Raw genomic sequence first — 12,877 nt, 5'->3', positions numbered from 1 at the left:
CGGCGAGCCGCTGGCCGGCCACATCGGCATCGGCCACACGCGCTGGGCCACGCACGGCGCGCCGAACGAGACCAACGCCCATCCGCACTTCTCCGACGACGTGGCGATCGTCCACAACGGCATCATCGAGAACTTCGCCGAACTGCGCGCCGAGCTGGAGGCGGAGGGCCGGGTGTTCGCCTCCGAGACCGACACGGAGATCGTCGCGCATCTCGTCTCGCGCGCGCTGGCCGGCGGCGCGACGCCGCAGGAGGCCGCCTTCGCCGCGCTCAAGCGGCTGGAGGGCGCCTTCGCGCTCGCCATCCTGTTTCGCGGCGACGAGGACCTGATCGTCGGCGCCCGCAACGGACCGCCGCTCGCCGTCGGCCACGGCGAGGGCGAGATGTATCTCGGCTCCGACGCCATCGCGCTGGCGCCGTTCACCGATTCCATCACCTATCTGGAGGACGGCGACTGGGTGGTGGTGCGTCGCTCCGGCATGACGATCTACGACATGGAAGGCCGCGTGGTGGAGCGCCGCCGGCAGCAGTCGATCGGCACCAGCCTGCTGGTCGACAAGGGCAACCACCGCCACTTCATGGACAAGGAGATCCACGAGCAGCCGGAGGTGATCGCCCACACGCTGGCCAACTATCTCGACCTGGCGCACGGCCGGGTCGCCGCGTTCGACAGCCCGTTCGACTTCGCCCGGCTGTCGCGGCTCTCGGTGGCGGCCTGCGGCACGGCCTATCTCGCCGGGCTGATCGGCAAGTACTGGTTCGAGCGCTACGCCCGGCTGCCGGTCGACATCGACATCGCCTCGGAGTTCCGCTACCGCGAGATGCCGCTGGCCGGCGACAGCGCGGCGCTGTTCGTCTCGCAGTCGGGCGAGACGGCCGACACGCTCGCCTCGCTGCGCTACTGCCGGGCGGCCGGCGTGCCGATCGGCGCGATCGTCAACGTGCGCCAGTCGACGATCGCGCGCGAGAGCGACGGCATCTTCCCGACACTCGCCGGGCCGGAGATCGGCGTCGCCTCGACCAAGGCCTTCACCTGCCAGCTCGCCGTGCTCGCCGCGCTCGCCGTGCGCGCGGCCGAGGCGCGCGGCACGCTCGACGCCGAAGGCGTGCGCGGCCTGGTGCGCAGCCTGTCGGAGATCCCGCGGCTGGCCAGCCAGGTGCTGCGGCTGACGCCGCAGATCCAGACGGTCGCCCAGGAGCTCGCCCAGGTGCGCCACGTGCTCTATCTCGGCCGCGACACGAGCTACCCGCTGGCGCTGGAAGGCGCGCTCAAGCTCAAGGAAATCTCCTACATCCATGCCGAGGGTTACGCCGCCGGCGAGCTCAAGCACGGGCCGATCGCGCTGATCGACGAGGCGATGCCGGTGATCGTCATCGCGCCGCACGACCGCATCTTCGACAAGACCGTGTCGAACATGCAGGAGGTGGCCGCGCGCGGCGGGCGCATCATCCTGATCACCGACGCCGAGGGGGCGCGGCGCGCCTCGGTGCGCACCATGGAAACGATCGTGCTGCCGGACATGCCGGAGTTCGTGGCGCCGATCGTCTACGCGCTGCCCGTCCAGCTTCTCGCCTACCACACGGCGGTGCTGATGGGCACCGACGTCGACCAGCCGCGCAACCTGGCCAAATCGGTGACGGTGGAGTAGGCCGCCGCGCCGCGCGCCGGCAGGCCTATTCAAATCGTCACACGACTTGCTTATGTCTGTTGTCGTGCGGTCGTGTGGTCACGCCGCGGAGACATCGAGGCCTGACCGGTCATGACCCGCCTGCGCAACTACTTCCTGACCGGATTCATCGTCACGGCGCCGCTGGCGATCACCGCCTATCTGGCATGGTCGTTCGTCGGCTGGGTCGATTCGTGGGTCAAGCCCTACATTCCCGCGCGCTACAATCCCGACACCTATCTGCCCTTCGCGGTGCCCGGCTTCGGGCTGATCGTGGCCATGGTGCTGATCACCCTGGTCGGCTTCCTGACGGCCAACTTCATCGGCCGCACGGTGGTCTCCTACGGCGAGTACCTGCTCGGCCGCATGCCCTTCGTGCGCAACATCTATCGCGGGCTCAAGCAGATCCTCGAGACGGTGCTGTCGCAGCGCGCCGACACCTTCAAGAAGGTCGGGCTCATCGAATACCCGCGCAAGGGGCTGTGGGCGCTGGTCTTCATCGCCACCGACACGGAGGGCGAGGTGCAGCACCGCCTCGACGACGACGTCGGCCACACGGTGGCGGTGTTCCTGCCGACGACGCCGAACCCGACCTCCGGCTTCCTGCTGTTCGTGCCCAAGGCGCACATCGTCGAGCTCGACATGACCGTCGAGGAGGGCGCCAAGCTGGTGATCTCCGCCGGGCTGGTCTCGCCGGAATACGAGGCGCGCACCCAGGCGCTCGCCGAGGAGGCGCTGGCCGAACGCGCGCTGGCGCGCAGCGAGTGAGCGTGCGCGGCGCGCCGCGGCCTCAGCCGGGCTTCCTGGCGGTGACGACGAGGGCGCGGCCGTAGACCGACTGGTCGCAGCCGGCGTCGCGCCAGTAGGCCGCCTGCTCGGGCGTCACGGCGGCGGCCTGCCGGCGGCGGCAATAGCGCTTCTGCGGCCAGCCGAGCGGCCGCTCGTAGGCACGGCGCGGCACGCGCTCGCCGGTGGCGACGAGCCGCACCGCCTCGAACCCGGCCAGCGTGGCGAACAGGTAGAGCGCGGGATAGGAGAACGGCGTCAGGTGCATGTGGGTGCCCGGCGCGATGCGGCCGGCCAGGCTCGGAAAACCGGGAAAGAAGCCGCGCAGGGCGTATTTGAGCTTCGAGGCGGGGTTCCACACGTTCGGCGTGGTGATGATCAGGCGCCCGCCCGGAACCAGGACCCGGCAGCATTCGCCGAGGAAGAGCAGCGGGTTGCCGAGATGCTCGATCCCCTCGCAGCTCACCACCGCATCGTAGCTGTCGGACGGCGCCGGCAGCGGACGGTCGAGATCGGCCTGCCAGAAGCGCGCGTAGCCGGGCGGCTTGTCCTCGTAGAGATCGATGCCGTCGATGCCGCCGGGCGGCGCGTCCGCCAGAACGGAGGCGAGCCAGCCATTGCCCGACGGCAGATCGAGCACGCGCGCCGGCGCCTGCTCGGCGACAAGCCGCGCGACGACGGGCTTGTAGACCTTCGTTTGCAAAGCTGCCCCCCATGTTCCCCGCCGCCATCTGGAAACGGCCGGGGGACGGAGTCAAGCCGGCGCTCAGCCGGCGCGCAGGAGCTGGATCGCGGCGTCGCGGCCGAACAGGTAGAGCAGCAGGCGCAGCGCCTCGCCGCGCGCGCTCTCGAGCTGCGGGTCGCGCGCCAGGATCAGGCGGGCGTCGTCGCGGGCGACCTCCAAAAGGTCGCCATGCGCGTCGAGCCGGGCGATCCAGAAGCCCGGCGTGCCCGACTGGCGGGTGCCGAGCAGCTCGCCCTCGCCGCGCAGCCTGAGGTCCTCCTCGGCGATGCGGAAGCCGTCGTCGCTCTCGCGCAGCACCTCGAGCCGGCGCCGCGCCACCTCGCCGAGCGGCGGCTTGTAGAGCAGCACGCAGGACGATGGCCGCTCGCCGCGGCCGACGCGGCCGCGCAGCTGGTGAAGCTGGGCGAGGCCGAAGCGCTCGGCATGCTCGATCACGATGATGGTGGCGTCCGGCACGTCGACGCCGACCTCGACGACCGTGGTGCCGACCAGGATGCGGGTGTCGCCGGCCTTGAAGGCGGCCATCGCCGCATCCTTCTCGCGCGCCGCCATGCGGCCGTGCACCAGGCCGACCTGCGCGCCGAAGCGCGCCTGCAGCGCGGCGAAGCGGTCCTCGGCCGAGGTCACGCGCACCTCGGCCGATTCCTCGACCAGCGGGCAGATCCAGTAGACCTTCTGGCCCTCGTCGAGGGCGCGGCCGATGCGCGCGACCAGCTCCTCCAGCCGCTCGACCGGCAGCGTGACGGTGTGGACCGGCCGCCGGCCGGCCGGCTTCTCGTCGAGGCGCGAGACGTCCATGTCGCCGAACGCCGACAGCACCAGGGTGCGCGGAATGGGCGTCGCGGTCATCACCAGCATGTCGGGCGCGCGGCCCTTGGCCGACAGCGCCAGACGCTGGTGCACGCCGAAGCGGTGCTGCTCGTCGACGACGATCAGGCCGAGATCGCGGAAGCGCACGTCGTCCTGGAACAGGGCATGGGTGCCGATCGCGAAATGCGCCGCGCCGGAGGCCAGCGCGGCGAGCACGGCGGCGCGCTCGCGGCCCTTCTCGCGGCCGGTCAGGACGACGGTCTCGAGACCGGCGCGCTCGGCCAGCGGCGCGATGGTGGCGTGGTGCTGGCGCGCCAGGATCTCCGTCGGCGCCATCACCACGGCCTGGGCGCCGGCCTCTGCCGCGCGCGCCATGGCGAGCAGCGCGACCACCGTCTTGCCGGAGCCGACGTCGCCCTGCAAAAGCCGCAGCATGCGCTCGGGGCTGGCGAGATCGGCGGCGATCTCGGCCGTCGCGCGTTCCTGGGCGCCGGTCAGGCGGTAGGCGAGGGCGGCGCGCAGCGCGGCGACCAGACGGCCGTCGCCGGTCAGCGCGCGGCCGGCCAGGCGCCGCATGCGCGCGCGCACCAGGGCGAGCGAGAGCTGGCCGGCGAGGAGCTCGTCGAGGGCGAGGCGCCGCCAGGCCGGGCCTTCGGGCGACAGGTCGTCGGGCGCGCGCGGCCGGTGCAGCGTGTCGAGGGCGGCGGCGAAGCCCGGCAGGCCGCGCGCGCGCAGCAGCGCGGCATCGAGCCATTCGGGCATCGCCGGCAGCCGCTCGAGCGCCTGCAGAACGGCCTTGCGCAGCGGTTTCGGCGACAGGCCGGCGGTCAGCGGGTAGACCGGCTCGACCGGCGGCAGCGCGTCGGCTTCGACCGCCGGCACGATGTGGTCGGGATGGACCATCGACGGGCGGCCGTTGAACCACTGCATGCGGCCGCTGACCAGCACCGTCTCGCCGACCGGCAGGGCGCGCTCCAGCCAGGCGCCCTTGGCGTGGAAGAAGGTGAGGGCGATCTCGCCGGTCTCGTCATGGGCGAAGACGCGGTAGGGCACGTTGCCGCGGCCGCGCGGCGCCGGCTGGTGGCGGTCGACGCGCAGCGTCAGCGTGACGACGGCGCCATCGGCCGCCTCGGCGATGCCCGGCCGCTCGCGCCGGTCGATCAGCGTGTGCGGCAGCACGAACAGCAGGTCGCGGATGCGCATCGTCGCGCCGTCGACGTCGCCCGGCGCGACATTGGCCATCAGCGCGGCAAGCCGCGGCCCGACGCCGTCGAGCGCGGTGACAGGTGCGAACAGGGGATCGAGAAGGGCGGGCCGCATCGGCGGCACCTTAGAGCCGTTCGCCCGCGCACGGAATCGCCGATCGGCCGTTATCCGTCGTTTCCACGCGTTTGCCGCCGGCCGTGCGCGACGCGGAATGCGGCGCGCAAGGCTGACAGCGCGCCGGCGGCGGGCTATATGCGCGGCGTGCAGCCCTGACGCGCCGGCCGCCCGCCGGGGCGCCGGGCGCGGCACGGATTCGGGACAGGATGCGATGACCGGAACCACGCGCAGCAGCGCCGACCTCGACCCCCGCCGGCGGCGGGCGCTGTTTCGCTCGTGGCATCGCGGCACGCGCGAGATGGACCTGATTCTCGGCCGCTTCGCCGATGCCTGGATCGACCGCTTGACCGCAAGCGAGCTGGCCGCCTATGAGGCGCTGCTTGACGTGCCGGACGGCGAGCTGATGGCCTGGCTGACCGGCCGCGCGGCGCCGCCGGCCGCGCACGACACCCCCGTACTGGAACGAATAAGGAGCGGCGGCGCCCTGCCACGGGCCTGACGCGCGACGCGATGACCCTGATCGATCCCCTCGGCCTCGGCCGTTCGAGCGCTCCCGGCGCCGTCACCGTCGACGGCGTGGCCGACGGCTACGAGGCCTTCGCGCTGGCCGCCGCGGCGGCCGAGATGGCGCCGGACGGGCCGCTCGTCTTCGTGGCGCGCGACGGCCAGAAGCTGCCGGCGATCGCCGAGATCCTCGGCTTCGTCGCGCCCGGCCTGCCGGTCCTGGAGCTGCCGGCCTGGGACTGCCTGCCCTACGACCGGGTGTCGCCGGGCGCCGACGCGGCGGCGCGCCGGCTCGACGCGCTGGCGGCGATGGCCGCGCTCGGCGCCGCGCCGCACCGCGCCGTCGTGCTGGTCAGCGCCAACGCGCTGCTGCAGCGCATGCCGCCGGCCGACAGCATCGCCGCGCAGAGCTTTATCGCCAAGCCGGGCAACCGGATCGACATGGCGGCGCTGATCGCGCGGTTGGAGACCAACGGCTTCGAGCGCGTGCCGACCGTGCGCGACGTCGGCAGCTACGCGGTGCGCGGCGGCATCCTCGACCTGTTCGTACCGGGCGCGGAGGAGGCGATCCGGCTCGACTTCTTCGGCGACACGCTGGAATCGGTGCGCGCCTTCGACGTGGCCAGCCAGCGCACCACCGGCCAGCGCGACGCGCTGGTGCTGCAGCCGATGAGCGAGGTGGCGCTGACGCCCGACGCGATCTCGCGCTTCCGGCGCCGCTACATCGAGGCGTTCGGCGCGCCAGCGCCGAGCGACGGGCTCTACACGGCGATCAGCGAGGGCCGGCGCTTCGCCGGCATGGAGCACTGGCTGCCGTTCTTCTACGACCGGCTGGAGACGGTGTTCGACTATCTGCCGGACGCGCCGGTGGTGTTCGACCATCTGGCGCAGGAGGCGCTGGGCGAGCGGCACGTGCTGATTCTCGACCACTACGAGGCGCGCCGGCGCCAGGGCGACAGCGCGGTCGGCGAGGCGCAGCCCTACAAGCCGGTGGCGCCGGAGCTGCTCTATCTCGATCCCGACGCGGTCGCCGGCGCGGCGGCGCAGCGCCGCGTCGTGCATTTCTCCGGCTTCGAGACGCCGGAGACGCCGGGCACGCGGCTGCGCCATGCCGGCGCGCATGCCGGGCGCAGCTTCGCGGAGGAGCGCGCCGACCCCGGCGCCAACGTGTTCGACCACGTGGTGCGGCATCTCGCCGAGCGCCGCAGGGACGGCCGGCGGGTGCTGGTCGCCGGCTGGAGCGAGGGCTCGCTCGACCGGCTCGGCCAGATCCTCGCCGAGCACGGCCTGGCCGAGGCCGAGCCGGTGGCGAGCCTCGCGGCGCTCGAGGCGCTGCCGGACGGGCGGGCGGGCCTGGCGGTGCTGCCGCTCGAGGCCGGCTTCGAGACGGCGCGGCTGACCGTCGTCGCCGAGCAGGACATCCTCGGCGACCGGCTGGTGCGGCGCTCCAAGCGGCGCAAGCGGGCGGCCGACTTCATCGCCGAGGTGTCGGCGCTGTCGGCCGGCGACATCGTGGTGCATGCCGACCACGGCATCGGCCGCTTCGTCGGGCTGCGCACCATCGAGGCGGCCGGCGCGCCGCACGACTGCCTGGAGCTGCGCTATGCCGGCGACGACCGGCTGTTCCTGCCGGTCGAGAACATCGAGCTTCTGTCGCGCTACGGCTCGGAGGCGTCGGAGGCGGTGCTCGACAAGCTCGGCGGGGTCGCCTGGCAGTCGCGCAAGGCGAAGCTGAAGAAGCGGCTCCTGGAGATGGCCGGCCAGCTCATCCGGCTGGCGGCCGAGCGGCAGATGCGCCCGGCGCCGGCCCTGACGCCGCAGGACGGGGTCTATGGCGAGTTCGCCGCGCGCTTCCCCTATGACGAGACCGACGACCAGCAGGCCGCCATCGAGGCGGTGATCGAGGATCTCGGCGCCGGCCGGCCGATGGACCGGCTGGTGTGCGGCGACGTCGGCTTCGGCAAGACCGAGGTGGCGCTGCGGGCGGCCTTCGTGGCGGCGATGGAGGGCGTGCAGGTGGCCGTCGTCGTGCCGACGACGCTGCTCGCCCGGCAGCACTTCAAGACCTTCCGCGAGCGCTTCGCCGGGCTGCCGCTCAAGGTGCGCCAGGCCTCGCGGCTGGTCGGCTCGAAGGAGCTGGCCGAGACCAAGCGCGGCATCGCCGACGGCACGGTCGACATCGTGGTCGGCACGCACGCGCTGCTCGGCGCCTCGGTGTCGTTCAAGAATCTCGGCCTGCTGATCATCGACGAGGAGCAGCATTTCGGCGTCAAGCACAAGGAGCGGCTCAAGGAGCTGAAGTCCGAGGTGCACGTGCTGACGCTGTCGGCGACGCCGATCCCGCGCACGCTGCAGCTCGCGCTGACGGGGGTGCGCGAGCTGTCGCTGATCGCCACGCCGCCGGTCGACCGCATGGCGGTGCGCACCTTCATCTCGCCGTTCGACCCGCTGGTCATCCGCGAGACGCTGCTGCGCGAGCGCTATCGCGGCGGCCAGAGCTTCTACGTCGTGCCGCGCATCTCCGATCTCGACGAGGTCGGCGGCTTCCTCGCCGAGCAGGTGCCCGAGCTCAAGGTGGCGCGGGCGCACGGCCAGCTGCCGCCGGGCGAGCTCGACGACATCATGAACGCCTTCTACGACGGCCAGTACGACGTGCTTCTGTCGACGACGATCGTCGAATCGGGCCTCGACATCCCGACCGCCAACACGCTGATCGTGCACCGCGCCGACATGCTGGGCCTGGCCCAGCTCTACCAGCTTCGCGGCCGCGTCGGGCGCTCGAAGCTCAGGGCCTACGCGCTGTTCACGCTGCCGGCCAACCGGACGCTGACGGCGACGGCCGAGCGCCGGCTCAAGGTGCTGCAGTCGCTCGACACGCTGGGCGCCGGCTTCCAGCTCGCCAGTCACGACCTCGACATCCGCGGCGCCGGCAACCTGCTCGGCGAGGAGCAGTCGGGCCACATCCGCGAGGTCGGCTTCGAGCTCTACCAGCAGATGCTGGAGGAGGCGGTGGCGGAGCTGCGCGGCAGCGGCGAGGCGGCCGAGCAGAGCTGGTCGCCGCAGATCACCGTCGGCACGGCGGTGATGATCCCGGAAAGCTACGTGCCCGACCTGCAGCTGCGGCTCGGCCTCTACCGCCGGCTGTCCGAGCTCGACACGCCGGAGGACATCGACGCCTTCGGCGCCGAGCTGATCGACCGTTTCGGGCCGCTGCCGCAGGAGGTCGAGCACCTGTTGAAGATCGTCTTCATCAAGGCGCTGTGCCGGCGCGCCAACGTCGAGAAGCTCGACGCCGGGCCGAAGGGCGCGGTGGTGCATTTCCGCAACCAGAACTTCGCCGATCCGGCCGCCCTGGTGCGCTTCATCGGCGAGCAGGGGTCGCTGGCCAAGATCCGGCCCGACCAGGGCGTGGTGTTCATCCGCGACTGGCCGAGCGCCGACAAGCGGCTCGGCGGCGCGGCCGTCATCATGACGCAGCTCGTGCGGCTGGCCGAGAAGGCGGCGGCCTGAGGCGCCGTCAGCCGGCGGCCGACGGGTGGCCGTCGCGCCGGGCGGCGGCGACCTTGCCGATGGCGTCGGCGAGCACCTCGGCCTCCTGCGCGCCCATCACCGCGTAGCGCCCGTCGATCAGGAAGCAGGGCACGCCGTTGATGCCCATGCCGGCGGCGGTGGCGATCTCCTGGCGCACCGCGTCGCGGTCGGCCTCGGTGGCGAGCAGCGTCTCGACCAGCGCGGCGTCCATGCCGGCCTCGCGCGCCGCCGCGACGAGCACGGTGTGGTCGCCGATATGGGCGCCTTCCTCGAAGTAGAGCGCGAACAGGCGGCGCGCCAGGCGGTCCTGCACGCCGGGGCCCGCACTCGCCGCCCAGCGCAGCACGCGGTGCGCGTCGAGCGTGTTGGGCGCCACCGCGATGGCGTCGAAGTCGAAGGCGATCGCCTCCTTGCGGCCGGCCTCGCGCACCGTCTCGTAGATCCGCCCGGCGCGCTCGCCGTCGCCGAACTTCTCGGCGAGATAGGCGGCGCGGTCCTTGCCTTCGGGCGGCAGCGTCGGGTCGAGCTGGAAGGGTCGCCAGCGGACCTCGACCGCGACGTCCTGCGGCAGCGCCGCAAGCGCCCGGTCGAGCCGCTTCTGGCCGATGTAGCACCACGGGCACATGACGTCGGAGACGACGTCGACATTCACTGTGACGGGTTCGGACATGGGCTTTCACCCCCGTTGCAGGCCTGTTTGTGCCACCAGGTGGGAAGCTGGTAGCCGTAGAGCGGCGTCACCTCTGGGTGGTCGAGCACGGACCAGTAGGCCAGCCACTCGTCGGTGTTGTGCTGCATGGGCACCATGTAGTGGCCGGAGATCAGCAGGCGATCGAGCGCGCGCACGGCAGCCACGTAGTGCTCCTCGTCCGGCGCGTTGAGCATGGCGTCGATCATCGCGTCGACGGCCGGATCGGCGACGCCGGCCAGGTTGAACGAGCCCTCCACTGCGGCGGCCGCCGAGCCCCAGCGCGCGCGCTGCTCGATGCCCGGCGACAGCGAGCCGGAAAAGCCGATCTGCGCGATCAGCACCTCGAAATCGTAGCGCTGCTTGCGCTGCTGCATCTGGCTGTCGTCGAGGGTGCGGATGGTGACGGCGATGCCGAGGCGTTCGAGCGTGCGCCGGTAGACGCCGGCAAGCCGCTCCTCGGTGGCCGAGGCGGTGAGGATCTCGAAGCCGAAGGGCGCGCCCTGCGGGTCGCGCAGCGTCGTGCCGTCGAGCCGGAAGCCGGCCTCCGTCAGCGTCTTCATCGCGGCGCGCAGCACCGCGCGGTCGCGCGGGCTGGTCTCCCCGGCGCCGTAGGTGCCGTCCATCACCGCCGGGTCGACGCGGTCGGCGTAGGGCGCCAGGAGATCGCGCTCGATGGGACCGGCCGGGCGCCCGAGCGCGGACAGCTCCGAGCCCTGCCAGAAGCTGAGCGTGCGCTCGAACTCCCCGCCGTAAATGTTCTGATTCACCCAGGAAAAATCGTACAGCATGGCCAGTGCCTCGCGCACCCGGCGGTCGGCGAACTTGGCCCGTCTGGTGTTGAACAGGAAGCCGCGCACGGCCGGCGGCACGCCGCTCTCGAAGGTCTCCGTCACCACGTCGCCGGCGGCCACGGCGGGAAAGTCGAAGCCGCGCTCGCGCTTGACCGGGTCGGTCTCGGCGTGGATCGAGCAGATGCCCTTCTTGAAGGCCTCGTACTTGGCGTTGGCGTTGAGGAAATACTCGATGGTGATGCGGTCGTAATTGTCGAAGCCGCGCTTGGCCGGCACGTCGCGGCCCCAGTAGTCGGGATTGCGCTCGTAGACGATGCGCTCGCCCGGCTCGACCGCGGCGACGGTGTAGGGACCGCTGCCGGTGAGCGGCTTCAGCGTCGTGCGGTCGAAGGTCTCGCGGTCGAAGGCGTGCTCGGGCACGATCGGCGTCAGCGCCACGATCAGCGGGAATTCGCGGTCGGCGCGCTCGTTGAAGGTGAAGCGCACGCTGTGCGGGCCGGTCTTCTCCAGCCTGGCGATCCGGTCCATGCGGGCGGAGTAGGGCGGCCGGCCCTTCTCGGCGAACACCTGGTAGGTGAAGATGACGTCCTCGGGCCGCACCGGCCGACCGTCCGACCAGCGCGCGTCCGGGTCGAGGTGGAACTCGGCATAGCTGCGCGCCGCGTCCATCTCGACCGATTCGGCGAGCAGGCCGTAGACGGTGAACGGCTCGTCGGCGTTGCGCGTCATCAGCGGCTCGAAGACGAGATTGCCGAAGATGACGTCGATCATGCCGCGCGCCGTGGTGCGCAGGCTCTTGATGATGAAGGGGTTGAGGTTGTCGAAGCTGCCGACGACGCAATAGGTGACCTGGCCGCCCTTCGGCGCGTCGGGGTTGGCATAGCCGAAATGGCCGTAGCCGGGCGGCAGGTCGGGCTTGCCGTGCATGGCGACGGCGTGGGCGGGCCGCGGCGCGCCGGCCTCGGCCGCGGGCTCGGCGGCGGCGGCCGGGGCGAGCGTTGCGGCGAGGCCGAGCGCCAGGCTCGGCAGGATGCGGCCGGCGGCGGAACGAAACATGGACGGGCGACTCCTCATGGCCGCACAATGGCGGCGACGGCAGCCGAAAACAATGCGCCAAGGCGGCAGGATTGTGGTCTGCCGGTCTGGATTCGACGCGCGTCGCATTGTAACAGGCGGCACGCAGTCATCCTGTTGCCTCATTTGGCCAACAGGTAGCGACCAACGAGATGCCCCTGGCGGGACTGCACGGATTCGAGAGGAAACCAGCGACATGACGAGCTTTTTGGCAACAGCGACTCGCAAGAGCCTCGCCGCTGCGGCGGCGGCCGGTCTGCTGGCGGCGGGCGTCGGCGCGGCGTTCGCGCAGCAGCAGCAACAGCAGGTGCCGCGCGGCTGGTTCAAGGCCTGCACCAAGCAGGAAGACGTCGACATCTGCAACGTCCAGAACATCATGGTCGCCGACAGCGGCCAGCTGCTCACCGGGCTCAGCCTGATCGAGGTCAAGGGCAAGGTGAACCGGCAGGTCTTCCAGATCACCGTGCCGTCCGGCCGCATGCTGCCGCCCGGCATCGGCCTGCAGGTCGACAACGGTGCGACGCAGAAGATCGACTACGTGATCTGCCTGCCCGACCGCTGCATCGCCGAGGCGCCGCTGTCGGACCAGCTCGTCGGCTCCTTCAAGCGCGGCTCCGAGCTGACGCTCACCTCGGTGAACTTCCAGAACCAGCCGAACCCGATCAAGGTGACGCTGCAGGGCTTCACCGCCGCCTATGACGGCGAGCCGCTGCAGCAGGCCGATATCGAGGACCGGCAGAAGAAGCTGCAGGAGTTCGTCAACAAGAACAACGAGGACTTCGCCCGCAAGCTCAAGGAAGAGCAGGAGAAGGCCAAGCAGGCCGAGTAGCCGGCAGCCGGCGATCGACAGGACGTCAGACGGGGCCCGCGCGGCCCCGTTTTGCTGTGTGCGCGGGGCGGCGCCAACGTCCTGCCTTAACGCGGTATTGCGGAGGGTGAGGCGGTCTCCGGTTCGC

At 71.6% G+C, this 12,877-nt stretch carries 9 protein-coding genes; 5 read left to right on the top strand and 4 right to left on the bottom strand.

Annotation, left to right across the window (positions count from 1 at the left end):
• Together glmS and N1F89_RS08965 are read left to right on the top strand one after the other, a co-directional pair.
• The coding region (gene glmS, locus N1F89_RS08970) for a glutamine--fructose-6-phosphate transaminase (isomerizing) (RefSeq protein WP_290083510.1) at positions 1–1,648 on the top strand (1,648 nt) is incomplete at its 5' end.
• Positions 1,649–1,759: 111 nt separating this feature from the next.
• Positions 1,760–2,434, top strand: coding sequence for a DUF502 domain-containing protein (locus tag N1F89_RS08965; RefSeq protein ID WP_290083508.1), 675 nt, complete (start codon positions 1,760–1,762; stop codon positions 2,432–2,434).
• Positions 2,435–2,456: 22 nt separating this feature from the next.
• On the opposite strand, the gene N1F89_RS08960 is transcribed toward N1F89_RS08965, so the two are convergent.
• Positions 2,457–3,155: a class I SAM-dependent methyltransferase gene (locus tag N1F89_RS08960; protein WP_290083506.1), complete on the bottom strand. Its 699-nt coding sequence runs from the start codon at positions 3,153–3,155 to the stop codon at positions 2,457–2,459.
• 63 nt (positions 3,156–3,218) lie between these two features.
• Positions 3,219–5,327 (bottom strand): ATP-dependent DNA helicase RecG, encoded by a 2,109-nt coding sequence (gene recG, locus N1F89_RS08955; RefSeq protein WP_290083504.1) that lies wholly within the window; start codon positions 5,325–5,327, stop codon positions 3,219–3,221.
• 214 nt (positions 5,328–5,541) lie between these two features.
• Here recG and N1F89_RS08950 point away from each other — a divergent pair, with 214 nt between their 5' ends.
• Both N1F89_RS08950 and mfd read left to right on the top strand, forming a co-directional pair.
• Positions 5,542–5,829, top strand: coding sequence for a succinate dehydrogenase assembly factor 2 (locus N1F89_RS08950; protein WP_290083502.1), 288 nt, complete (start codon positions 5,542–5,544; stop codon positions 5,827–5,829).
• Positions 5,830–5,840: 11 nt separating this feature from the next.
• Positions 5,841–9,344 (top strand): transcription-repair coupling factor, encoded by a 3,504-nt coding sequence (mfd, locus tag N1F89_RS08945; protein ID WP_290083501.1) that lies wholly within the window; start codon positions 5,841–5,843, stop codon positions 9,342–9,344.
• Positions 9,345–9,351: 7 nt separating this feature from the next.
• Here the strand turns inward: mfd and N1F89_RS08940 are convergent, their stop codons facing one another.
• Positions 9,352–10,035, bottom strand: a complete 684-nt coding sequence (locus tag N1F89_RS08940; protein ID WP_290083499.1) for a DsbA family oxidoreductase — start codon at positions 10,033–10,035, stop codon at positions 9,352–9,354.
• On the bottom strand, positions 10,014–11,921 hold the full coding sequence (locus N1F89_RS08935; RefSeq protein WP_290083497.1) for an extracellular solute-binding protein: 1,908 nt from the start codon (positions 11,919–11,921) through the stop codon (positions 10,014–10,016). Before N1F89_RS08935 ends, N1F89_RS08940 begins: the two co-directional genes overlap by 22 nt.
• Positions 11,922–12,117: 196 nt before the next feature.
• Between N1F89_RS08935 and N1F89_RS08930 the strand changes: the two genes are divergently transcribed.
• On the top strand, positions 12,118–12,750 hold the full coding sequence (locus tag N1F89_RS08930; RefSeq protein ID WP_290083495.1) for an invasion associated locus B family protein: 633 nt from the start codon (positions 12,118–12,120) through the stop codon (positions 12,748–12,750).
• Positions 12,751–12,877: the final 127 nt, after the last annotated feature.

It is taken from the genome of Aquibium sp. A9E412 (assembly GCF_030398335.1).
Lineage (GTDB): Bacteria > Pseudomonadota > Alphaproteobacteria > Rhizobiales > Rhizobiaceae > A9E412.
The sequence above is the reverse complement of the archived record's forward strand: the minus strand, read 5'-3'. Positions and strand labels throughout refer to the sequence as shown.